Raw genomic sequence first — 20,338 nt, 5'->3', positions numbered from 1 at the left:
ACGTCAGGCAACGGCTCAGGCGATTCATCACGCAAGTAACAGAGAAGCTTTTGGTGCCAGGCTTAGCGAGCAGCCACTGATGCAGAACTTATTAGCTGATCTGGCACTTGAAAGCGAAGCTGCCATGACTTACATGATGCGAGTGGCTCGAGCAATGGATAACCAGGACAACGAGCATGAAAAACTGTTATCACGCATTGCTACGCCTGTTGGCAAGTACTGGATTTGTAAGCGAACGCCTAATCATGCCTATGAAGCGATGGAGGTCATTGGTGGAAGTGGCGTTATGGAAAACCACATTATGCCAAGACTTTTCCGTGAATCACCCGTCAACGCTATTTGGGAAGGCAGTGGTAATGTTCAGTGTCTTGATATTCTAAGAGCCATAGAGAAACAGCCTGAGGTCCTGGATGCTTATTTCGCAGAATTGCAACGTGCAAAAGGCGCTGACAAAAGACTAGACCAGTTTATGATCAAGCTAAAAGAGGAGTTTAGTAACAGAAAAGCCCTACAATATCGAGCACGCACCATTGCTGATTCTATGGCCGTTGGCCTCCAGGCGGCGTTACTGGTTCAACATGCAACCCCGGAAATGGCGGACGCCTTTTGCGCGGGTCGGCTTGATGTTAATGGCGGGTTTAATTACGGCACACTACCCAGCGGGCTTAACTGCGCTGCGATTGTCGAAAAGGCCTCGCCAGCAGTCGAACAATAAGTTCACCAAATACCGCCAGTATTAACCCCGAAACCAGGCCAAACAAAATAGCGCCGGGGTTCAGTCTTACGGTGTAAGAAAAGTCGTTTCTAACCTCTTGCTGAATATCTTCCACAGGCGTGAAAAACGCCTGTTGGTAGGCTCGCCATGCATTCTGATTAAACTCCTGATGGGCTTTATTCAACTGTTGATAACGTTGAAAAATTGCGTTGATACTCTGGCCACCTTCCTGAAAAACTCTGTCGTCGCTGGCTTGATAATGGGCAATAAGTTCTTCAATGCTACCGTCAAAAAACTTTTCAGCCTCGTCGCGAAATTCATTAAGGCTGCGTTCAGACTCAATTAAATGTGCCTGTAGGCTTTTTCCATACTGATCGACAAAGCCGGGCAACTGTATTCCCGCCAATACACCGATAATCAGTAAAACCATTCGTAGATAGGATATGAAGATTCCCATGGCCTCTCCTTAAAAGTCCTGAAACCACTTTAGAGTAGACCTTGAGTAACAATCAAACTTAATTACGTTTTATTACAGTTAATTGGTAAGCACGAACGCATTTTTACCCTCTTTCTTTGCCTGGTACATAGCCTTGTCTGCCCTCGCCATAATATCTTCTATGGTGTAATGCTCTGAAGGTTTATCACACTGGCACAAGCCAATCGACAAAGTTACCGGAAGTTCAGCATGGTCAATACCACTAACTAATTCACTGCGCATTCGCTGCATCATCTGCTGTGCATCATTAGCAGAAATCATTGGGTGTATGGTCGCAAACTCGTCGCCGCCAATGCGGGCAACATAGTCGGTATGGCGACTGTGCAAACGAATCAGTTGAGCAATTTTCTGCAGAACCTCATCCCCAAAATGATGCCCATGCTCATCGTTAACGTCTTTAAAGTCATCCAAATCGATAAAGCTAACCGCGAAGGGCGTTCCATGTTCTGTCAGTTGCTCAATTTCATCCTGTAATTGTGCGGTAAAAGCTCTTCGATTCATAATGCCGGTTAAGTGGTCAGTCAGCGCCTGACGCTTTTCAAATTCCAGTTCCAGACGAATTTTATCTTCAGCTTTCTTTTGCAAAGTGTAGTCGCGTACTATAGCAATACCATACAGCTCACCTTCCAATTCAAGCTGATTAAGCATGATATCAACATGAAAAGTTGAACCGTCTCTGCGAATGGCTGAAAAGATTAAGCCGTTTCCCATAGAGCGTCGCCCCGGGTGTTTGAAAAACGTCGCTAAATGCTGATCATGCCTTTCACGAACCTCTTCGGGAAGTAACTGGTTAAGGTGCAGCTCCAGCATAGAAGACGAGGAATAACGGAACATGGACGCTGCGGCCTGATTAACAGCAATAATTAAGGCCTTTCGATTAATAACAATAGCCCCGTCCGGAATCACTTCCAGAAACTCTATAAAGGTTTGTCTTACTTCCATTACTGGCTCCGCTCTTTGACCATATTTAAACGCTGCAATAGCATCCTTTTGCAACGGTATTAATCCATTCGGGAGCCTTCTCTTCCATTGAAACTAAAGGAATTAATGCTTCCACAAAACTACTTTCAGCTGTACAAAATGCACCATCGGCGTAAGGCCCAAGGTAAATTAATTCTGATGACTCATTAAACATAATAATGGCTGGTGTTGCTGGAACGAACCTTTTTAGCTCATTGAATTGATCTATATCAATGCTGTAGTTCCTGCCACCTGACTCCGTTACTTGCCGCTTTACGCTACTGGTATGTCCGGCACTGCGCCAATTACAGTTACAATTTTCTGAGCTAATATGGAAAACGCTTCCGCTTACTGAAAATCCTTTTTTTACCAGTTCAGTAACCAATGGTTGGGCTAATTCGCCATTATTGCCCAGCTCAAGTAATTGACTCTTTTCATCAAACCAGACCAAACGTTGCTCCAGTAAGTAACTCAAGCCCCAGAGAACTAATGCAAACCAGGCAAAAATGGTCACAATTAGCCAACGAGTTCGGGCTTTTCCTGATAGTTTAGTCAACAATAAAGCGCCCCACTTCTGAGTCCAGTTGGGTCGAAACTGTTTTTAGTGATGTGGCGTTTTCCTGCCCGTTCACCAACAATTGTGTTTCTGCTTCAGACAACTCTCTCATTGTCTGCGCTGAACGAGAGATATCTTCACTAGCGTTTCTCTGCTCTTCGGTAGCAGCGGCGACTGAAATCACCTTTTGAGCCACATCATTAATACGTTGAGCAACGGTTTTCATTGAAGAGCCTGACTCCTCTGAATAGGTTACCGCTTCATCAATTTGCTGAACACAAGCATCCATTGAGCTCACCGCTTCAGCTACTTCAGTGAGTATATTCTGACTAATTTGGCTAATTTGTTCAGCATTTTTTCCTGTAGTGGAGGCTAATGACCTTACTTCGTCAGCTACCACGGCAAAACCACGACCTTCTTCACCCGCTCGGGCGGCCTCAATAGCCGCATTCAGAGCCAGTAAGTTAGTTTGCTTGGTAATATCGTTAATGGCTCCAATAACATCGGATATTTGATGGCACTGCCTGTCCAGGGTTTTCAACTTGTCGTTGGTGGCAAGAACATTGGCTTTTAAGGAGCTTATAGAACCAGCTGCCGTTTCAGCGACATTTGCCGCATTCTCCGAGCGGTCAATTGACTCTTCCGCCGACATTTTAGCTAAATTAGCTTGCTCTGAAATACTGCTAATCGTAACGGCCATTTCCTCAATTGCGCTGGCTATACTGTCAACCTCTTGCGAGCTGTTCTGCCGGCTCTTGATAAGCTCTTCGCTCTCCTTAGACAACGCACCCGACACATCCTGAACCCGTCTGGATAAACTGCGAGTACTTTGAATATTCTTCCGGAATTGATTCAGTAAGTTTTTAAAGGCAGTAACTTCATCTGTTGTACCGCTGACGTCGACCATCAGATTTAATTTATCCGACTGCTTAACGATATCGGCAATGCTGTTACGTAATGTCTGTGCACTAACCGCTTCGGTATCGCTTTGTTTGGCTATAACACAAAGTACAGCCCCCTCAGCTACAGCAAAGCCTGCATGAATAGCGAGAATTCCTAAGGTCACGTAACCCTCAGCAAAGATATAAACGTCGGCACCGTTGGACTGCAGCACAAAAAATAAAATGTGATGTACGGCAACCACCCCGACACTGGTCACCACAATCATCCAGTCCCGGTAATAAATAAGAAATGCCATTACCACAAAAATTTCAAAGTGCATTTCAACCAGACCCATGGTCTGATCGATATGAACCGCCGTAATTAATTGAATCGCGGCGGCTATAACATGCCTTGTCAGTTTACTTTGGCCTGAGGCTCTAATAAGAAGCAAAGGTAAAGAAACAATAAGCAATGACAGGACGACAGGAACAAACCAGTCGCCAGTAAGAAAAGCAATAACAAAGGTGATCAGTAACTGAACAATCAGAACACCAGTGAAAACTCGGTTAGCGGAGTCGACCCAGGGGCGGTACAACATAAAAATTCCTCTAAACACCCTAAACTCAGGGTAAAGCGGCGCGAATAATGCGCTCACTTTTTCATCAAAGCAAGAAAAAGTTACCTTAATACGCCTGTTTCTAAATAAAGGTTTACTGTCGTCTGTGATACAATGCCAAAAAGCCACATAAGTGTGGTGTCGACTATTATAACTCCCGGAGCTTCATGTCCACAGAACAAAGCCAAACCTCATTCCAGTCATTGGGATTGAGCGACAATATACTACGCGCCGTTACTGAATGCGGTTATACCACCCCCACTCCAATTCAACAGCAAGCCATTCCGACAGTCATGGCCGGCCACGACTTGTTAGCAGCTGCGCAAACAGGTACCGGCAAGACAGCAGGTTTTACACTTCCTTTGTTGCACAAATTGTCGCAAACAAAAACCGACGGTAAGCCTGTTATTAAGGCGTTAATTTTGACACCAACCAGAGAGTTGGCGGCACAAGTTGAAGACAACCTCAACACCTACGCTAAATATACCGGTCTTAAGTCTTTAGTGATTTTTGGTGGTGTAGGTATTAACCCACAAATTAACGCATTGCGACGCGGTGTCGACATTCTTGTCGCCACGCCAGGTCGTTTGTTGGATCACAGTCGTCAGGGAACGGTAGATTTAAGTAAAATTGATGTATTGATTCTGGATGAAGCTGACCGGATGCTGGACATGGGCTTTATTCATGACATTAAAAAAGTCATGAAACTCATTCCGGAAAAGCGCCAGACGCTGCTGTTTTCTGCAACCTTTTCAAGTGAGATAAAAGCTCTGGCTCAACAGTTTATGCAACAGCCAAAGTTAGTTGAAGTTGCCAGGCAAAATGCGGCAGCAGATACCATTCAGCAGCGCGTTTACCCTGTTGATAAGAAGCGTAAAAGAGAGCTAATCAGTTACCTGATAGGAAGTCGTAACTGGCGGCAGGTTCTTGTGTTTACACGAACTAAGCACGGGGCTAACCGACTGGCAACACAGTTAACGGATGATGGTCTGCCTGCAATGGCTATTCACGGTAATAAAAGTCAGGGCGCACGAACCAAAGCCTTAGCGCAATTTAAAGCCGGAAAATTACGAGTATTAGTTGCAACCGATATTGCTGCACGTGGTATTGATATTGACGAACTGCCGCACGTGATTAACTTTGAACTACCTCAGGTAGCTGAAGATTACGTACACCGTATTGGCCGTACAGGTCGTGCCGGAAGTGAAGGTGAAGCAGCGTCACTGGTCTGTGTGGACGAGCATAAATTGCTACGTGACATAGAAAAGCTGACTAAAAATGAAATACCAAAAGAACTGATTCCAGGCTTTGAGCCAGACCCGAATATAAAGCCGGAACCCATTCAAAAGCCACGAACCGGAAGGCCTCAAAACTCACGCCGTGCACCTCGCCAAAAGCGGCCAGACACACGACGTTAATTGACTAACCAGGTTTACCGACCAAGTAACGAGGGTTGGGCTTTACTTTAAAAAGTCCAGGCCTCCGGTGACCGCAGCAACCTGAGCTTCTATACATTGCTCCGGGGTTGCTTTCGGGCTGTCCGGATAAACCTCTGTCGTAGTGGCATACTCAGCTTTACTAAAGCTAATACATAAGCCCATTTTTGCTGTAGGCAATAAAATAAGACCACGCTGGGCAATATCTTCACCTATTAGCTTATTCTCTTCGTCAGCATCGGCAATGTGCGTCACTTTTTCTACCGAATCCAGTACCGCCTTTTGAAAATCAGGGTAAGGCCTTTCAGAGTTTCCAACTAAGTAGAAGCCGTCAGGAATATTCCAGTTGGTGTTCACCTTTCCGTCCATTGCCGCCTTTGCGGGACGAAACTCGCTGTTATCGGTATCGGTTGTTTCGTGCAGATCAATGTGAGCCAGAATATCCACACCTAAGCCAGCAATGTAATTCATAATGTTTGCACATTCACCGGCAGGCGAATCGGCTACAAACGAGCGGTTAGGATCAATAGCCGCAGGATTCCAACGGTTAATGGTTTCATAGCCCCATGGGCTCAAACAAGGTGCAACCACCACATTAAAGTCTGTTTGATACTCATTGGCTTTAGTCTCTATAAACCGCAGTGCTCCGTGAACACCACTGGTTTCATAACCATGCACACCACCAGTCACTAAAACCGTTGGTTTGCCCGCATCCCAGTTTTTAGTTCTGACCACAAACAAAGGATAAGTATCGCTTTCGTACGCAAGTTCACCATATTGCTCTACGTCGAAGTTCGCTTTAAAAGTCTCTATTTTGCTGACAACATCATCAAAGTAGGAACGCTTTTTGCTTTGCTCAGCTAACCATTGCGCTTTTTCTTCAACGCCCCAAGGGGTACCCGGTGTTCCTATATGGTAAATCGTTTCTTGCGTCATAGTTCGATCCTATTCATTAAAACCAGGTCACTATAGTATCAAAATATTTAACTCGTATCGTGCCCACTAAGCCGCTTTCGACGACGCTTTATCGTTTGATTTTGATGACTCAACTTTTTCCGCAGATACTTTCTCGGTTTTTGGTTTCTTTGGCTTTTTAGCACCTAAAGCTATGAGAACATTTTCTCGTTCTTTCGCCAAAAACAGCGCCATATCCTCAAGCTGCTGTTCATCAGTGAAAAGCTCGCTGTCTTTAATGAGAGGATTCAGGGCCTCAGCCATGTCCAAAATTTTATCGTGCGCATCGGCTTCAGCTTTTGAAGTGAATGTCATTTTCTCGGCTCCGTCGCGAATAACTACATACTGGGTTACTACAGCCATGGTATGGTCCTTTGCTGATGTGTAAATATACTGTTTATTTGTACAGTAAAGTCATAGAGATTGCAATAGCTGCTGCATTCGATAAACTGCGCAATCCTAACCGACTCAACTAATACAGGAAGCAAACCTGATCCATGACTCAGTTCTCTAAAGCACAGGTTCAACTGGCCATTTTTGCCATGGCAGTTGGCAGTTTTGCTATTGGCATTGGTGAGTTCGTCATTATGGGATTGCTACCTGACGTTGCTGCTGACTTCAACACTGACACCCGACAAACCGGCCATCTGATAAGCCTTTATGCGCTGGGTGTGGTTATCGGCGCACCGCTCATTACTATTTTATTCGCGCGTTTTCCGCGCAAACCCATGTTACTGGTGCTGTTGCTTGCTTTCGCGCTCGGTAACTTTGCCAGTGCATCAGCAGAAAGCTACCCCTTGCTTCAGGTTTTGCGGTTCCTAACCGGTTTACCTCATGGTGCCTATTTTGGTATTGCATGTCTTGTCGCCGCCGACATGGTTCGTAAAAATCAACGAGGTATGGCTGTCACCATGGTAATGATGGGGCTGACTGTAGCAATTTTAGTCGGTAACCCCTTAGCAACCTGGCTTGGGCAACTTATCGACTGGCGCACGGTTTACCATACAGTCGGCGCTTTAGGACTTCTAGCTCTGGTCATGATTTTATTTGTAGTGCCAAAACACCCTAATGAAAAAAGAACCTCAGCAAGAGGTGAAATGAAGGCTCTGCAGAACCCTCAAGTCTGGCTTACGCTAGCCATAGGCGCCATAGGTTTCGGCGGTATGTTTGCGGTATTAAGTTATATAGCCCCAACCCTAATAAACGCCACGGGTCTTGCTCCGCACTGGATCCCTGTTGCTTTATTAATATACGGAATAGGCTCTTTGGCAGGTAGCTTAGTCGGAGGCTGGGCAGCCGACCGCAATTTGAAACTGACTATTGGTGGCTCTTTGTTGTGGTCAGCAATTGTACTGGCTATTTTCCCTTTAACATTGCAAAGCCTCTGGACCGTCATGCCAATGGTGTTATTACTGGGTAGCGCGGCAGCTCTGGTTCCGGCGCTTCAGGTACGTTTGATGGACGTTGCAGGTGAAGCACAGACTCTGGCGGCGTCATTGAACCATTCAGCTTTCAACGCCGCAAATGCCTTAGGGGCCTGGCTGGGCGGGCTGGCCATTATTTCCCCTCTCAGTTGGCAAGGCACAGGCTGGGTCGGCTGTGCACTGTCTATTGTCGGTTTACTGCTGTTTTGGATAACCAAGAAGCACAGCCGTAAAGTACCTGACATTATGAGTCTTTAGAGCGCCCCTCGACATCCAGTTCTTCTAGTTTCTTATCGGGCTTGGCATAAGATAAACGCGCCGCCCGTTGAGTACTGTGATAACCATCCAGACCCGAAATGGCCATTGTCCCTAAAGATTCAATATCAATATAGCCGTCACTTTTCACCGCCTTTTCCTTAACTTCGACCCACCGAATTTCACCGACGATTAATGCCGTGTCGTTATGCTGTATAGGGATAACCTCCACCAGTTGCATGCCAATTCGCAAGGCACTTTCAGCAACATGTGGGGCATGAAAACCGTCTTCAAATTCTGGTGTAAGACCACAGGCTTCAAACTCTGAAACTTCCCGGTCGTACCGTGCTGATGTCTGGTGAGCTTTCTGGAAAAACTCTTCACTCACCTGATTAATGGTGTAAACACCACTCTCTTCAATATTTTCCCAGGTGTGGCGGGTGGCCGATTTAGGGCGCATGACAAAGCCAAGCAACGGAGGATTACTTCCTAAGTGCACCACGGAGCTTATCATTGCTAAGTTATTCTGTTGATGCCTGTCACGGGTGCCTACCACATTCGCACTTTTAAACCCGGACAAACAATTAACAAAACGCGCTCTCTCTGTATCGTCCATGTTTGCAAGATCTTGCTGCTTGTAAGTTTTCATTGAAGCTCCAGGTTTATTGTTTTGTAAGTTACTTATACGCATTATTTTTTAATTACGATCGTTTACAAATAACTTATTGCGAACTATTATCATTTGCGTTAGCTTATTTAACTAAAGCCGAGCAAAGGATGCAAAATGACAAACACCTATAAAAACTATTTTAATAGTCAGGAACAGTTAAAGACTGCAAGTTCACTCCTCAACAGCAAAGACTATGAGTCTGCGGCTGCTTACCTTAAGCGGGCACGCGAGTCAGCAAAACACGTATTTAACGAGCCAGTACTTGCCGCTAACGCAGTTCAAAGCTACACAACAAGCTCCATTTTATTAATAGCAACTTATATTCGGCGTCATCAGCAACTGCCAGCATACGAATTTCAACAGGACAGTACGAAACAACTCATCCAATGGTTAAATGACACCAACTCAAAATCATTAGCTGACCTTTGCCACTACTGTCATCAATTGCTTATTACTGGCTGTCAGCATTCTCGTTGTCTTGGGCACTGTTTACAGCAACTTGAGGAGCACGGCTATGCACAGGAACAAACCTAATCGCTTACAAGTTTCAGTGAGTAAAGAACAACTTAAGAAATTATTACTGGAAAAAAAGTTAGTCGCCAGCGACATCCGCTGCTGCGATTACTGCAGTCAATGCGAACTCAAGCAGCTCATACTTGAGTGTGCCCGAATAAATTGCTCAGGTTCGTTACAAAAGTTTGGAAATTAAAATTCTTTTTTCCGAAGCGCCTTTTTATAACCTTGCTGCTTTTTACTCGTCAGCCGCCTTTCTTTGGCAGAGCGACTGGGCTTTGTGGGAATACGCTTCTTTTGAACCTGTGCAACGCTGCGAATTAATTCAATCAACTGCTCCAGCGCCAGCTCTCGGTTACGGGCCTGACTCCGTGTCTCCTGACACTTAATTATGACCTTGCCACTTTGGGTAATGCGATGGTCTGACTTTTTTAGCAAGCGCTGCTTGTAGAAGTCCGGTAACGAAGAGGCCTGAATATCAAAAATGAGTTGAGCCGCAGTAGCGACTTTATTGACGTTCTGGCCTCCCGCACCGCTAGAGCGGATGAACTGCCACTCTATTTCGTGCTCTGCAAATTCAATGCGCTGTGAAACTCTGATCATTTTACTTTGCGGGTTCTATGAAGTTATCAATCCCTTCCTCTTTTAGAGCGTCCAACGCTTCTACCAGGGCATCATTATCCTTTTCAAATTCATCTTCCCAAAGCGTCGAGTTGTTATTCTCATCGACAATCTCCAAAATCCAGCCACTGTCTTCAGTGCGGTAAATATCAATTTCTACGGTTTTACCGTCAACGCTGTAATTTTGTGTGTGTTCGCTTTGAATGACTTGCTGTTCTTCGCTCATAAGTAAGCTCTCTGTCCGTCAGGCTGGGGGAAGCAGTCTATCATTATTCAGCTTCCCCCGAAGGAGTTTTTATAGTGCTTTCAGTACATCTCGTACAAAGTCATGCTCGTTAAACCCTGGCTCTCCGGCAATATCATAACCACGACGAACAACCACTAAATTCTCTGACGGAATAACCACCAAAAATTGTCCCCGGTTTCCTCGCGCCGCAATAGTGTCATCGGGTAATTCAGGGAAACGTTCGTTATAAAGCCACCATTGCGCTCCGTATCCAGGAGAGTTCTCCGGCGGCTGAGCCGGTGCCGGCATACTGATATATTCAAGCCAGCCTTCGGGTAAAATTTGCTCGCCCTGCCATTGACCCTGTTGCAAATGCAAAACACCCAGACGAGCTAAATCACGAGACGTGGTCCACACCTGCGACGATAAAATAAAATCGCCACGCCAGTCGGTTTCGGCAAAGGTATGATTCATTCCTACTTTTTCCAGCAGTGCCTTATACGGAAACTTCAGATACTCTTCTGTGCTGTCAAAGCGCTCATGCAGGGCTCTTAAAGCCAACATAGTGTCATTATTCGCGTACTTCCAGCGACTGCCCGGAGCCACTTCAAGTGCCGTTTCAGTGGCAGTATCACTGACTAACCCTCCCCCCATATAAACGCGGTCGGTGCGGTTGCCCGCTTTATTGCTGTCCAGACCGGACGCCATATGCAATAAGTTTTCCAGTGTTATATGTCGGCGGGGATCAAGCGGGTGCGACCAATTTGAAATACCGGCAGCTTCATCTGGCTTTATCTTGTCTTGCTGAACTGCCGCTCCGATAACACTGGCACCAATACTTTTTGCAACTGACCAGGTGCGCTGCGCGGTTTCAGGTGTAAAACCCTCGATATAACGTTCTGCAATAATTTCATCAGGCGTCGCAATTAAAACAGCAGAAGTGCGAGCCCCAGAGCCGTACTTTTTGGTAAATGCCTGTTGCAGCACTGACTCTAATTGAGCATTACTACTGACTGAATTAACCTCAGCCTTTTGCTTCCAGGGCTGGCCGTTGTCTTTTCCGGCCTTCTTATGACCACTGAAAGGATCAGCAACAAATTTTACGTCATCAACACTTGCGCCAACCGGCAAATCGACACAACCGAGCTTCGGTCTCCAGACAGATATCCGCTCGCGGTTACCGTTATCATATGGCACTCGTACCCAGTGGTTTTGTTCATCAACTCTGGGCTCCATTTGTGCCACGCGATCAGCAATTAACGAATAAATGCCACTTAACTCATGCTCTCGAATTTGCTCCATGGACTTATCGCCATTAAAGATCGCACTGCAAGTAAAGCCTGCGGTATACCCGGCAGCATAGGCACTTAATGTCGTGTCTGTTTCCTCTGCCTGTGTCACCGCTGTGGCCAATAACCCACTAGCTAAAGTTATTTTTAGTGTCTTATTCATTAATTGCTCACCTGTTTCTACGTATAGATACTTCAATGTACGAGCATGCCTAACAAGAAGCAAACCGGCAGAGTCATCCAAATGTTAAAAATTATGGTATATTACGGCGCAACTATTTACCCAAGCAGGATAACTTTATGGCAGCTTTTGGCACTGTATTTATGCCGCAAATGACTTTGGCAACTTTCGAAAACTCAAACTGGAGTTCGCCTGAGCTAGTCTCCTCTGACAGCATACAATTACACCCCGGTGCTCATGTTCTGCACTATGCGAGCACCTGTTTTGAGGGGTTAAAAGCGTTTCGCCATGAAAATGGTTCAATAAACCTCTTTAGAATGGACCGCAACATAGAGCGTATGCAACAAAGCAGCCAGTTGCTTTCCTTACCGGCTTTTGATGCAAGCTTCCTGCAGAAAATGATTACCGATGTGGTTAAACATTTTCACAACGACGTGCCCAAACCGCCTGGCTCAATGTATATACGCCCTACTCATATAGGCACCGAAGCAGCCATTGGTAAAGCGGCCTCCCCGACCAGCTCATCCATGCTCTATGTGCTCCTTTCACCTGTTGGTGACTATTTTGCCAGCGGCGACCAGACCCTGCGTTTACTGCTTGAAGAAGATGGTTCGCGTTGCGCTGCCCATATGGGAATGGTGAAAAGTGGCGGTAACTACGCCAGTGCATTGCAGCCAATTTTGCAAGCACGTGCTTCTGTAAACGCCGATCAGGTTCTATTTTGCCCCAATGGCGACGTACAGGAAACCGGAGCAGCTAATTTCTTATTAATTGACGGCAACGAAATTATCACCAAGGCACTGGACAGCAGTTTCTTACACGGTGTCACCCGAGACTCCATTCTGACTATTGCCCGCGATATGGGCATGACGGTTTCGGAGCGCGAGTTGAGCGTCGATGAATTACTTGAACGTGCGGCCAAACCGGAAAGCGAAGCTGCTCTATCCGGAACAGCAGCGGTACTGGCGCCTGTTGGAACTTTAATTCATAAAGGAAAGGAAATTCCGGTCGGCGATGCAAGCCCAGGAAAGACGACACTGAAGCTGCGCAAAGCGCTGAACGACATTCAATGGGGTAAAGCTGAAGACAAACATGGTTGGTTAACGCAAATTTAATTTTTAGCTGGCATCACAACCCATTCAGGATCTTCAAACTCGCCTAATGGCGTTATTTCACAAAACGGCGCGGCGCTACGAATAATCTCTGCAACCTTTTGGTTATGCTGACCTTCCATAGCGTCTCGCTGCTCTTTACTGTCCCACGATGCTATTGCAATTAGGGTCTTATCATCACCAATTTTGCGATGTAACTCTGTGCCTCGGGCGCCCGGAGCCTGTTGAATAATTTCACTAGCCCGAACCCAGGCGTCTGCATATTCTTCTGCCGTATGACCTTCCTTAATACGAACTTGAAAAATATATTTCATATATCTCCTTTAAGCTTATTGTTTACGCTTTTTCTCTGACTTAATCATCTTTATATAGAAGAAAACAGCATAGAAAGCACACATCCCAATAACAATAGCCAAGCCGCTAAAAGAAAAAAATATTACCGGATCATTGAAAAACTCTTGCCATAAATTCATGGTTATTTCCTTTGTTTGAATTCTTAATTTCAGTTTATTCAAACTCGGGAATAACGATGTTGATCTCAATCAAAAATAATAATAACACTGCTTTTTATAGGGTTTTTATTTACCTCCATTCAATATCAAACGCTAAGAACATCAATACTCTGTAAAGCGATGTAAATAAACTTGATTATATGCTTATCAGCGTCTTTGCTTAATAAGAGTTCTCAACAAAAAACGAGGGTATTATGAGTAACAATCAAGCAAAGACCGAAGACGCTGTTAACAAGTCAGCCAATAAAGCTCACGAAACCATCGATAAAGTTGCAGATGCCGCCAAACATGCCTCTGACAATTTAGGTGAAAAAGGGCATGAACTTAAGGCCACGCAGGAGAAATGGCTTTCTACTGCCACAGACTACGTTAAAGAAAACCCCATTAAGTCTTTGGGAATTGCGGCAGCAAGTGGCTACCTATTAAGTAGGCTATTTAGTGACCGCTCGTAATCAAACGGAAGCGAGCGAAGCCGAAGGGTTGCTTCAGCAAGTTCGCGCACTGCAAAGTGAAGTGCGCGGCGTTGTTAGAGCACAGCTCCAGCTTGCAGGTATGGAAGCCCGCCGGGCTGGAGAAAGCTTCGTTCGCATGGTCGCGTTTGCCGTTATTGCCAGCTGCTTAGTTTTGTCAGCCTGGGGGGCCCTTGTTGCCGCTGCCGTGGCTTCTGTTGTAAGTAACGGCATTCTGTCCCTGACTACAGCACTTATTATTGTTGCTGCGTGTCATTTAGCCATTGCGCTTTATCTTATAAGACGTATAAAGCAGAACAGCCGCAATCTGCTTTTTTCTAAAACAAGCAGCAATCTTTAATGGAGGCTTTATGACTTCAAGCCTTGATGATCAAATTGCGCAATTGGAACAAAACCTTAAAAATCGCAAGCTGACGTTGAAGGTTCGCTCCTGTCAGGTAGTTTCTACAACCTGTGACAAATTATCCTCCCCTACGGCTCTTTGCTTTGCCGTTGGTACAGGTTTCTTTATAGGGAAACTATCAGACAGACCGCAAAAAATGGAACCAAAAAAACAAGGTAAGTCGAAGTCAGGAGCAGCGTTAAAAATATTAAGAATTATCACGGGTGTACAGACTGCAGCCAGTTTTGCAAAACATCTGTAAAGATGACCGTAAAGTCGTAAATATGTAGCTATAGTGTTTGTGGTAACGATTTTCAATAACAGGAGGTTATCTATGAAAAACTTCAAGACGGCACTACCAGCAAGTTTAATCGCACTTTCAATGCTAACGCTTTCTGGCTGTAGTGAAGCAGAAACTGAAAAAGCTGAATCTAAAGCTGAAAGCGCAATGCAGGAAACGGAAAAAAAAGCTAAAGAAGCAAAAAGCTACACTGAGCAAAAAGCGAAAGACGCTGGCGAATACGTTGATGACGCTGTTATCACTACTAAGGTTAAAGCAGTTATCTTTGAAGATGACAACCTAAGCAGTATGGACATCAATGTTGAAACAAATAACGGTATTGTTCAGTTATCAGGCTTTGTTGACGATGAAGCTGATATTGATACAGCAGAGAATCTGGCTGCTACCGTTAAAGGTGTTAAAGACATCGAGAACGATATTCAGGTTCGCGAAGAACAGTAATTATCGTTTATTTTAAAACTCTCTGAATAAAAGCGGCTTTTTTAAGCCGCTTTTTTATTGCCTTGAAACTAGAACGTGCCGAAAAATACTGTTAATTTTAAAACATAATAACAATCACAAAAGCGATATCATGCTAGACGATACTTTTAGCAATCAACCAATATTACCTGACAACCTTCCAACGGTCAGCTCGCAGGCGTTTACTCCGCTAAGCCCAATGTACATGAAAGTCAATTTAATGTGCCGCTTAACCTTTTGGTTAATTGTGGTTAGCGCTCTCTTGACCCTTTACTGGCAACCTTGGTTTGTTCTCCCAAAGACTCTTGAACTTTACTTACCACAGCTGCAGTTAGCCGCTGGCATTTTTGGTTTATTGACTTCCGCCTACGGCATTATTGCTGATAAAAACAAAGGCTATGCTCTACGTGAGCATGACTTCAGTTACCGTAGCGGAGTCATTTTTAAGTCTGTTGTCAGTCAACCCGTTTTGCGTATACAGCATGTAGAGTTAAAGCATGGGCCTATTGACCGGCACTTTGGTTTATCCACTCTGGAGATTTTTAGCGCCGGCGGTACCATGCATACCTTTGCAATACCCGGTTTACCGGACGAAAAAGCGCGAGAACTTAGATCCTACGTATTAACTCATAGTGATATTGCTGAAAATGACTAATTATCAAGGTCAATGGCTAAAACTATCGCCAGTCGCGATTATTTACTTTGCAGTGCAGTTCGTAAAAGACGTTGGCAACAATCTTATTTACTTATTACCGGCTATTCTTGTTGGCTATAATCAATTTTCTGAGAATGGTTTAGCGATTATTTCTGGTCTGGCGGCATTACTGCTGTTTGTTTTAATAAGTGCCCTGCTAAAGTTCTATTTCTATCAATACCGATTAACTGACGGACGCGTACAAATTCATTCTGGCGTCTTTCAAAAGAACCATATCGACCTACCTTTTGAACGTATCCAAAACGTTCGCTTCGAACAGCCTATTTTTTACCGGCCTAGTAACCACGTATGTATGCTGTTGGATACGGCAGGCTCAAGTAAGCTCGAAGCAAAGATCATTGCATTATCGAAAGGTGTTGCGGAGTCTCTTAAGCAGGAAATCCTCTCCCACAAAACGGAGCAGGCCTCTAGTGCAGAAACTGAAAGCACTGAGACAGAACAAGAGCAACTTTTAAACTCTCGCTCAGTTCAGGACTTAGTTATCCACGGGCTTGCCAGCAACCGAATTTGGATTGTGTTAGGGGCTTTAGCACCTTTCTTTAATTCCCTCTCAGAGAAGTTTATTGCGGGTATAGAAAACCTCGGGGTCGATGTTGATGCTTTAATGGCTTCCTCCCAGTATGCTTTTTGGCAATACGTGCTGTTCTTTCTATCAATCGCTTTTGTAGTGATTGCTTTTATGGCGTTAATTTCTATCTTAGGCTCAGTTATTACTTTCTATGACTTCAAGTTAACCCGAAGCAATGATCGCTACATTCGCCGTAACGGCTTTTTTACTCGCCATGAAGTTGTCATGAAGTTATCCCGTCTCCAGATGATTGTTTACCAACAAAATTGGCTTGACCGCATACTCCAAAGAGTTAACTTAAAGTTTGAACAACTAGGAGCGAGCCTTGATCGTCAATCCGCAGGAACATCCGGAGGGAAAATCATGGTGCCTTCTGTCACCCTGGGCGAAGCTAACGATTTAGCAAGCGATGCCTGGCCCGAAAATAAACTAAGCGCCATCAATTACCATCCGGTTAGCAAACGTCTGGCCATCAGAAACACGCTTATTGCCTTCTGGTTACTAATACCTCTTGCTATCGCTTTCATTTACTTTGATCAGGCAGAGTTTTCAGTCGCCGCTGGCGGACTTTTTATCTTAACCACCGGCCTCGTCATACTCAGTTGGAAAAGATGGGGTTACGCAATGGACGAGCAGTTTATCTACATAAGGAAAGGACTCATTGGCGTCAATTACCGATGCTTCCCAATTCATAAAGTGCAACAAACTCAATTGCATCAAAGTTGGTTTATGAGGCGCTTTCAATTGTGTTCCGTCAGGCTGGTACTGGCTTGCGGAGGTCAGACACTGCCATTCATTAAAAGGGCAACTGGAGAGAAATACATAGACACCTGTCTGTATCAGGTAGAAGCCTTGAGAAAGTCCTGGATGTAAAATGCTGTCGATTCTCTTTTTGCTCATTCGACTACAATTACAATGAAATAAAAAGAGGCGCATGCTATGAAATATCTTTGTCTTGTTTACGCGAATGAAAAACAACTTCACAGCTTACCAGAAAGCCCTGAAGACGCTGAATGCCACGCTTATTCAGAACAAAAAAATCCACACGCAGAGTTTCTGGCTGGTGAAGCACTTGAGTCGGTAGAAACCGCAACCACAGTAAGGCCAAGAGACAATGACGTTACCATTACCGATGGGCCTTTTGCGGAGACTAAAGAGCAGTTAGTCGGTTTTTATATGATTGAAGCCCGCGACCTTAATCATGCTATTGATTACGCCAAAGGCATTCCCGCAGCGAGAGTTGGAAGCATTGAAGTCAGGCCGGTACGAAACCTGGATATCTGACTTCTATGCCGGGCCTAAGCATTCAGCAGCAAGTTTCACTGCTTTATAAACAGCAGTCACGCCGAATTCTGGCAACGTTAATACGTTTGCTCGGAGACTTTGAACTTGCTGAAGAAGCTATGCAGGAGGCTTTCTCGGCGGCCTTGAAACAGTGGCCGAATGAGGGCATACCGGACAAGCCCCGAGCCTGGTTAATTTCAACCGGCCGCTTCAAAGCTATTGATCGACTGCGTAAGCTTCAGCGACAAACGGCCTGGACGGAAGAGTTTATCGATCACACGGAGCAGTCGCTTAGCTTATCGACACAAGATATCGATGATGACCAGCTACGCCTGATATTTACCTGTTGCCACCCTGCTCTTCCCGAAGATGCCCGTATCGCGCTCACATTAAGAGAGGTTTGCGGCTTGACCACCGAACAGGTTGCCAGTGCATTTTTGCAAAAGCCTAGTGCAATTGCACAACGCATAGTCCGGGCGAAACGAAAAATCCGCGAAGCAGGCATTCCCTACGAAGTCCCTGAGAAAAAACAGCTACCACAAAGATTAAATACCGTTCTACAGGTTATCTATCTGGTTTTTAATGAAGGCTACTGTGCTTCATCGGGTGACAATTTAGTCAATTCGGCATTAATGGATGAAGCGATACACCTAACGAAGCAACTGTCGAATTTGCTTAGCAAAACTGAGATAAACGGCTTATTGGCACTAATGCTGTTTCAGTCTTCACGACGAGCCGCAAGAACCGATGAAAACGGGAAGCTATTGCGTCTGGACGAGCAGGACAGAAGTCTGTGGGATAACCAACAAATTAAAGAAGCTGACCGTTTACTCAAGGGCATTTTGCCCAAGCCAGATATTGGTCCTTACACGATACAAGCCGCCATTGCCGGGCTGCATGCTGACGCTTCCCATTATAAAGAAACCGACTGGCGGGAAATTCTGGCCTTTTACGATTTACTCGTAAGAATACAAAATACCCCGGTTGTTGCTCTGAATCGGGCTGTCGCTTTATCTATGGCTTTTGGCCCTGAAGAAGGCTTAAAAGCCATTAAACACCTTAACCATTCCGGTACATTAGATAACTACCACCTGTTTTACGCCAGCCAGGCTGACCTTCATCGTCAGTTAAAGCAATTCAAACAAGCTGCCGAATGTTATCAGCGGGCAATTGAACTTAGCGAACAATCTGCTGAACGAAACTACCTTCAGCAGCAGTTAGAAAAACTCAATAAATCATAGTTTCCTGTCGACTTCCGGCTTTGCAAAACGACTATTAGTTGAAGGTTACCTTCCTAACTATAAAGGAGCATCGTTATGCAAAATACAGAACAATTTCTAAAGAATTTCAGTGACGCCTGGGCTACTCAGGATATGGATACCATTCTTAATGCAGTGACTGAGGACTTTCAGTTCCGTCTGGCTAATTGCGAAGAAGCCATAAAAGGTAAAGCCGCTTTCGCCGACTGGCTAAAAAATATGAACTGCGGCGAAGGAAAAGCTTCCATCACTCACAATCAAATCATCATCAACGAGCAACAAGCCGCACTAACCGGAGAAATTAAAGTTACCGGTGATGGACCAGAGCAGCATTTTGCTTTTTGTGATGTCTATACCCTCTCAGACAATAAAATCAGCACCCTAACGGCTTACTGCGTGAAATATGGTGAAGGTATGGGTTGTGAGTAACAATGGCTAACAAGTAGCCCCTCGCTCATTGTGGGGCTACTTTTTTAGGTTTTCTGCTGTTCAATTGTCTCAAGAAAATGAAAGTAGCGATCTTGTAAAAAAGCAGCGCGACTTGAAGAAAAAGCGACTGGTGATAACTCCGTAAAACGACGGAAATCCCGATTCATGTGACTTTGGTCCGAATAACCTAAGCTAGCAGCTAAATCCGCTAAGTTCTGAGCACCTTTGAACATCGCCCGGGAAGCAAAGTGGAAGCGAATAATTTGCGCATAGAGCTTAACCGAAACACCAATAGCGTTGGCAAAATCACGTTGCAGTTGCCGTGTACTTTTTCCGTAAAGGGCCGCGCAATCATTCAGCGGCAACTGACCCTGGCTCGCCTCCAGAGCATTAAGCAGTTCATCAATAGAGGTTGCCATTGGCTGCCTGCACCTTAGATACTGCATCAGTACTGTGTCCAGACTCTGAAAGACATTACCTCGGCTGAGTGAGTCTTCAATTCCGTCAAAAGACAACGCTAAAGCTTTGTCGGCGGCCTCGTAATTATTGGTAAATTCATTCGCAGCAGCAGTCAAAAAGTGCCGGCTCTGGCCGGGCTTAAAATTAATTCCCAAATAGTGGCTGTGAAGATTCAACGAATAATCGATCTTTTGGGTAACAGCACCATACACTCGGCAGATACTCCCCCATTCATCAATATTAAAAACCAGATCAATAGTGCCGTCTGGTAAAATGCCACAATACGGATCCTGATTATTGCAGCTTAACCAGTAATGGGTGATATACCGACGCAGCGGCGGAGCTGGTAATGAAAACTCAATATCGCTGTTGCTCACTTCAATACCTGCCTTTCAACTTATTTCGTACGCAAACGCTTTAGCAAAGCGGTTCCAGGTATTTACCAGGTTTACTAAAGCGGTCAAAGTAATAATGTCACTTTCGTTTAATACCTTAGCTAAACGATCAAATTTGTCCGCAGCAACTTTCCCTCTGGATAAAAAAGTCAGGCACTCAGCCCAGTCCAAAACCGCCTTTTCTTTCTCTGTAAACTCT

General features: G+C 45.0%; 28 protein-coding genes. 14 read left to right on the top strand and 14 right to left on the bottom strand.

What is annotated here, in order from left to right; translation table 11 throughout:
* On the top strand, positions 1 to 715 hold a 715-nt coding region (locus tag B3180_RS14205), incomplete at its 5' end, for an acyl-CoA dehydrogenase family protein (protein WP_286845147.1).
* Here B3180_RS14205 and B3180_RS14200 read toward each other — a convergent pair.
* From B3180_RS14200 to B3180_RS14185, 4 genes are all read right to left on the bottom strand, one after another.
* Entirely contained in the window at positions 666 to 1,172 is a 507-nt protein-coding gene (locus tag B3180_RS14200) for a DUF2937 family protein (protein ID WP_054487293.1), read from the bottom strand. The two genes, B3180_RS14205 and B3180_RS14200, sit on opposite strands and share 50 nt — an antisense overlap.
* 78 nt (positions 1,173 to 1,250) lie before the next feature.
* On the bottom strand, positions 1,251 to 2,153 hold the full coding sequence (locus B3180_RS14195; protein WP_286845145.1) for a GGDEF domain-containing protein: 903 nt from the start codon (positions 2,151 to 2,153) through the stop codon (positions 1,251 to 1,253).
* A gap of 25 nt (positions 2,154 to 2,178) precedes the next feature.
* Complete coding sequence (locus B3180_RS14190) at positions 2,179 to 2,727, bottom strand: DUF6436 domain-containing protein (RefSeq protein ID WP_278358382.1); 549 nt, start codon at positions 2,725 to 2,727, stop codon at positions 2,179 to 2,181.
* Entirely contained in the window at positions 2,720 to 4,207 is a 1,488-nt protein-coding gene (locus B3180_RS14185) for a methyl-accepting chemotaxis protein (protein ID WP_278358381.1), read from the bottom strand. The genes B3180_RS14190 and B3180_RS14185 overlap by 8 nt, the downstream gene beginning before the upstream one ends.
* A 185-nt stretch (positions 4,208 to 4,392) precedes the next feature.
* On the opposite strand from B3180_RS14185, the gene B3180_RS14180 reads away from it, so the two are divergent.
* The gene (locus B3180_RS14180; protein ID WP_054487287.1) at positions 4,393 to 5,643 is read left to right on the top strand and encodes a DEAD/DEAH box helicase; all 1,251 of its coding nucleotides are present in this window, start codon (positions 4,393 to 4,395) and stop codon (positions 5,641 to 5,643) included.
* A 42-nt stretch (positions 5,644 to 5,685) separates the two neighbouring features.
* Here B3180_RS14180 and B3180_RS14175 read toward each other — a convergent pair whose 3' ends face one another.
* Both B3180_RS14175 and B3180_RS14170 read right to left on the bottom strand, forming a co-directional pair.
* On the bottom strand, positions 5,686 to 6,597 hold the full coding sequence (locus B3180_RS14175; RefSeq protein ID WP_278358380.1) for a M14 family metallopeptidase: 912 nt from the start codon (positions 6,595 to 6,597) through the stop codon (positions 5,686 to 5,688).
* Positions 6,598 to 6,663: 66 nt separating this feature from the next.
* Positions 6,664 to 6,978 (bottom strand): YebG family protein, encoded by a 315-nt coding sequence (locus tag B3180_RS14170; RefSeq protein ID WP_054487283.1) that lies wholly within the window; start codon positions 6,976 to 6,978, stop codon positions 6,664 to 6,666.
* A gap of 134 nt (positions 6,979 to 7,112) precedes the next feature.
* Between B3180_RS14170 and B3180_RS14165 the strand changes: the two genes are divergently transcribed.
* Entirely contained in the window at positions 7,113 to 8,297 is a 1,185-nt protein-coding gene (locus tag B3180_RS14165) for an MFS transporter (protein WP_222236813.1), read from the top strand.
* On the opposite strand, the gene B3180_RS14160 is transcribed toward B3180_RS14165, so the two are convergent.
* The gene (locus B3180_RS14160) at positions 8,284 to 8,943 is read right to left on the bottom strand and encodes a flavin reductase family protein (protein WP_054487279.1); all 660 of its coding nucleotides are present in this window, start codon (positions 8,941 to 8,943) and stop codon (positions 8,284 to 8,286) included. The genes B3180_RS14165 and B3180_RS14160 overlap by 14 nt on opposite strands.
* A 135-nt stretch (positions 8,944 to 9,078) precedes the next feature.
* On the opposite strand from B3180_RS14160, the gene B3180_RS14155 reads away from it, so the two are divergent.
* On the top strand, positions 9,079 to 9,498 hold the full coding sequence (locus B3180_RS14155) for a hypothetical protein (protein WP_273022595.1): 420 nt from the start codon (positions 9,079 to 9,081) through the stop codon (positions 9,496 to 9,498).
* A 171-nt stretch (positions 9,499 to 9,669) separates the two neighbouring features.
* Here B3180_RS14155 and arfB read toward each other — a convergent pair whose 3' ends face one another.
* The 3 genes from arfB to B3180_RS14140 all read right to left on the bottom strand — a co-directional run bounded on the left by arfB (position 9,670) and on the right by B3180_RS14140 (position 11,776).
* Complete coding sequence (gene arfB / locus B3180_RS14150; RefSeq protein ID WP_054487275.1) at positions 9,670 to 10,080, bottom strand: alternative ribosome rescue aminoacyl-tRNA hydrolase ArfB; 411 nt, start codon at positions 10,078 to 10,080, stop codon at positions 9,670 to 9,672.
* 1 nt (position 10,081) lies between these two features.
* On the bottom strand, positions 10,082 to 10,324 hold the full coding sequence (locus B3180_RS14145) for a hypothetical protein (RefSeq protein ID WP_054487273.1): 243 nt from the start codon (positions 10,322 to 10,324) through the stop codon (positions 10,082 to 10,084).
* A 69-nt stretch (positions 10,325 to 10,393) separates the two neighbouring features.
* Positions 10,394 to 11,776 carry a serine hydrolase domain-containing protein gene (locus tag B3180_RS14140; protein WP_199494714.1) on the bottom strand — a complete coding sequence of 461 codons (1,383 nt, stop codon included), beginning with the start codon at positions 11,774 to 11,776 and terminating at the stop codon, positions 10,394 to 10,396.
* 137 nt (positions 11,777 to 11,913) lie between these two features.
* Between B3180_RS14140 and B3180_RS14135 the strand changes: the two genes are divergently transcribed.
* A complete protein-coding gene (locus B3180_RS14135) occupies positions 11,914 to 12,909 on the top strand; it encodes a branched-chain amino acid aminotransferase (RefSeq protein ID WP_054487269.1) in 996 nt (331 codons plus the stop codon).
* On the opposite strand, the gene B3180_RS14130 is transcribed toward B3180_RS14135, so the two are convergent.
* Complete coding sequence (locus B3180_RS14130; protein WP_054487267.1) at positions 12,906 to 13,220, bottom strand: antibiotic biosynthesis monooxygenase family protein; 315 nt, start codon at positions 13,218 to 13,220, stop codon at positions 12,906 to 12,908. The two genes, B3180_RS14135 and B3180_RS14130, sit on opposite strands and share 4 nt — an antisense overlap.
* A 15-nt stretch (positions 13,221 to 13,235) precedes the next feature.
* Positions 13,236 to 13,379, bottom strand: coding sequence for a DUF3149 domain-containing protein (locus B3180_RS14125; RefSeq protein WP_082332135.1), 144 nt, complete (start codon positions 13,377 to 13,379; stop codon positions 13,236 to 13,238).
* 233 nt (positions 13,380 to 13,612) lie between these two features.
* Between B3180_RS14125 and B3180_RS14120 the strand changes: the two genes are divergently transcribed.
* The 9 genes from B3180_RS14120 to B3180_RS14080 all read left to right on the top strand — a co-directional run bounded on the left by B3180_RS14120 (position 13,613) and on the right by B3180_RS14080 (position 19,285).
* Complete coding sequence (locus B3180_RS14120) at positions 13,613 to 13,870, top strand: DUF883 family protein (RefSeq protein ID WP_199494716.1); 258 nt, start codon at positions 13,613 to 13,615, stop codon at positions 13,868 to 13,870.
* The gene (locus B3180_RS14115; RefSeq protein ID WP_273022590.1) at positions 13,857 to 14,228 is read left to right on the top strand and encodes a phage holin family protein; all 372 of its coding nucleotides are present in this window, start codon (positions 13,857 to 13,859) and stop codon (positions 14,226 to 14,228) included. The genes B3180_RS14120 and B3180_RS14115 overlap by 14 nt, the downstream gene beginning before the upstream one ends.
* Before the next feature lie 10 nt (positions 14,229 to 14,238).
* Entirely contained in the window at positions 14,239 to 14,532 is a 294-nt protein-coding gene (locus B3180_RS14110) for a hypothetical protein (RefSeq protein ID WP_273022588.1), read from the top strand.
* Between the two features lie 72 nt (positions 14,533 to 14,604).
* Positions 14,605 to 15,012: a BON domain-containing protein gene (locus B3180_RS14105; RefSeq protein WP_278358379.1), complete on the top strand. Its 408-nt coding sequence runs from the start codon at positions 14,605 to 14,607 to the stop codon at positions 15,010 to 15,012.
* Between the two features lie 130 nt (positions 15,013 to 15,142).
* Positions 15,143 to 15,685 (top strand): PH domain-containing protein, encoded by a 543-nt coding sequence (locus B3180_RS14100; RefSeq protein WP_278355914.1) that lies wholly within the window; start codon positions 15,143 to 15,145, stop codon positions 15,683 to 15,685.
* Positions 15,678 to 17,186, top strand: a complete 1,509-nt coding sequence (locus B3180_RS14095; protein WP_273022584.1) for a PH domain-containing protein — start codon at positions 15,678 to 15,680, stop codon at positions 17,184 to 17,186. The genes B3180_RS14100 and B3180_RS14095 overlap by 8 nt, the downstream gene beginning before the upstream one ends.
* A gap of 66 nt (positions 17,187 to 17,252) precedes the next feature.
* The gene (locus B3180_RS14090) at positions 17,253 to 17,597 is read left to right on the top strand and encodes a YciI family protein (protein ID WP_273022582.1); all 345 of its coding nucleotides are present in this window, start codon (positions 17,253 to 17,255) and stop codon (positions 17,595 to 17,597) included.
* A gap of 5 nt (positions 17,598 to 17,602) precedes the next feature.
* Positions 17,603 to 18,838: an RNA polymerase sigma factor gene (locus B3180_RS14085; RefSeq protein WP_273022580.1), complete on the top strand. Its 1,236-nt coding sequence runs from the start codon at positions 17,603 to 17,605 to the stop codon at positions 18,836 to 18,838.
* Positions 18,839 to 18,913: 75 nt separating this feature from the next.
* Entirely contained in the window at positions 18,914 to 19,285 is a 372-nt protein-coding gene (locus tag B3180_RS14080; RefSeq protein WP_273022578.1) for a nuclear transport factor 2 family protein, read from the top strand.
* A 44-nt stretch (positions 19,286 to 19,329) separates the two neighbouring features.
* On the opposite strand, the gene B3180_RS14075 is transcribed toward B3180_RS14080, so the two are convergent.
* Both B3180_RS14075 and B3180_RS14070 read right to left on the bottom strand, forming a co-directional pair.
* On the bottom strand, positions 19,330 to 20,121 hold the full coding sequence (locus B3180_RS14075) for a helix-turn-helix domain-containing protein (RefSeq protein WP_273022576.1): 792 nt from the start codon (positions 20,119 to 20,121) through the stop codon (positions 19,330 to 19,332).
* 15 nt (positions 20,122 to 20,136) lie between these two features.
* The coding region (locus tag B3180_RS14070) for a carboxymuconolactone decarboxylase family protein (RefSeq protein WP_414654057.1) at positions 20,137 to 20,338 on the bottom strand (202 nt) is incomplete at its 5' end.

It is taken from the genome of Idiomarina sp. UBA4206 (genome assembly GCF_002383015.1).
GTDB lineage: Bacteria > Pseudomonadota > Gammaproteobacteria > Enterobacterales > Alteromonadaceae > Idiomarina > Idiomarina abyssalis.
Note: the sequence above shows the minus strand (reverse complement) of the source record. Positions and strands in the feature narration are given on the sequence as shown.

Bases quoted from the DNA above. Each gene is read 5' to 3' on its own strand.
- B3180_RS14200 (WP_054487293.1), bottom strand. From the start codon at position 1,172: ATGGGAATCTTCATATCCTATCTACGAATGGTTTTACTGATTATCGGT.
- B3180_RS14195 (WP_286845145.1), bottom strand. From the start codon at position 2,153: ATGGAAGTAAGACAAACCTTTATAGAGTTTCTGGAAGTGATTCCGGAC.
- B3180_RS14185 (WP_278358381.1), bottom strand. From the start codon at position 4,207: ATGTTGTACCGCCCCTGGGTCGACTCCGCTAACCGAGTTTTCACTGGT.
- B3180_RS14180 (WP_054487287.1), top strand. From the start codon at position 4,393: ATGTCCACAGAACAAAGCCAAACCTCATTCCAGTCATTGGGATTGAGC.
- B3180_RS14175 (WP_278358380.1), bottom strand. From the start codon at position 6,597: ATGACGCAAGAAACGATTTACCATATAGGAACACCGGGTACCCCTTGG.
- B3180_RS14170 (WP_054487283.1), bottom strand. From the start codon at position 6,978: ATGGCTGTAGTAACCCAGTATGTAGTTATTCGCGACGGAGCCGAGAAA.
- B3180_RS14165 (WP_222236813.1), top strand. From the start codon at position 7,113: ATGACTCAGTTCTCTAAAGCACAGGTTCAACTGGCCATTTTTGCCATG.
- B3180_RS14160 (WP_054487279.1), bottom strand. From the start codon at position 8,943: ATGAAAACTTACAAGCAGCAAGATCTTGCAAACATGGACGATACAGAG.
- B3180_RS14155 (WP_273022595.1), top strand. From the start codon at position 9,079: ATGACAAACACCTATAAAAACTATTTTAATAGTCAGGAACAGTTAAAG.
- arfB (WP_054487275.1), bottom strand. From the start codon at position 10,080: ATGATCAGAGTTTCACAGCGCATTGAATTTGCAGAGCACGAAATAGAG.
- B3180_RS14145 (WP_054487273.1), bottom strand. From the start codon at position 10,324: ATGAGCGAAGAACAGCAAGTCATTCAAAGCGAACACACACAAAATTAC.
- B3180_RS14140 (WP_199494714.1), bottom strand. From the start codon at position 11,776: ATGAATAAGACACTAAAAATAACTTTAGCTAGTGGGTTATTGGCCACA.
- B3180_RS14135 (WP_054487269.1), top strand. From the start codon at position 11,914: ATGGCAGCTTTTGGCACTGTATTTATGCCGCAAATGACTTTGGCAACT.
- B3180_RS14130 (WP_054487267.1), bottom strand. From the start codon at position 13,220: ATGAAATATATTTTTCAAGTTCGTATTAAGGAAGGTCATACGGCAGAA.
- B3180_RS14125 (WP_082332135.1), bottom strand. From the start codon at position 13,379: ATGAATTTATGGCAAGAGTTTTTCAATGATCCGGTAATATTTTTTTCT.
- B3180_RS14120 (WP_199494716.1), top strand. From the start codon at position 13,613: ATGAGTAACAATCAAGCAAAGACCGAAGACGCTGTTAACAAGTCAGCC.
- B3180_RS14110 (WP_273022588.1), top strand. From the start codon at position 14,239: ATGACTTCAAGCCTTGATGATCAAATTGCGCAATTGGAACAAAACCTT.
- B3180_RS14105 (WP_278358379.1), top strand. From the start codon at position 14,605: ATGAAAAACTTCAAGACGGCACTACCAGCAAGTTTAATCGCACTTTCA.
- B3180_RS14100 (WP_278355914.1), top strand. From the start codon at position 15,143: ATGCTAGACGATACTTTTAGCAATCAACCAATATTACCTGACAACCTT.
- B3180_RS14095 (WP_273022584.1), top strand. From the start codon at position 15,678: ATGACTAATTATCAAGGTCAATGGCTAAAACTATCGCCAGTCGCGATT.
- B3180_RS14090 (WP_273022582.1), top strand. From the start codon at position 17,253: ATGAAATATCTTTGTCTTGTTTACGCGAATGAAAAACAACTTCACAGC.
- B3180_RS14085 (WP_273022580.1), top strand. From the start codon at position 17,603: ATGCCGGGCCTAAGCATTCAGCAGCAAGTTTCACTGCTTTATAAACAG.
- B3180_RS14080 (WP_273022578.1), top strand. From the start codon at position 18,914: ATGCAAAATACAGAACAATTTCTAAAGAATTTCAGTGACGCCTGGGCT.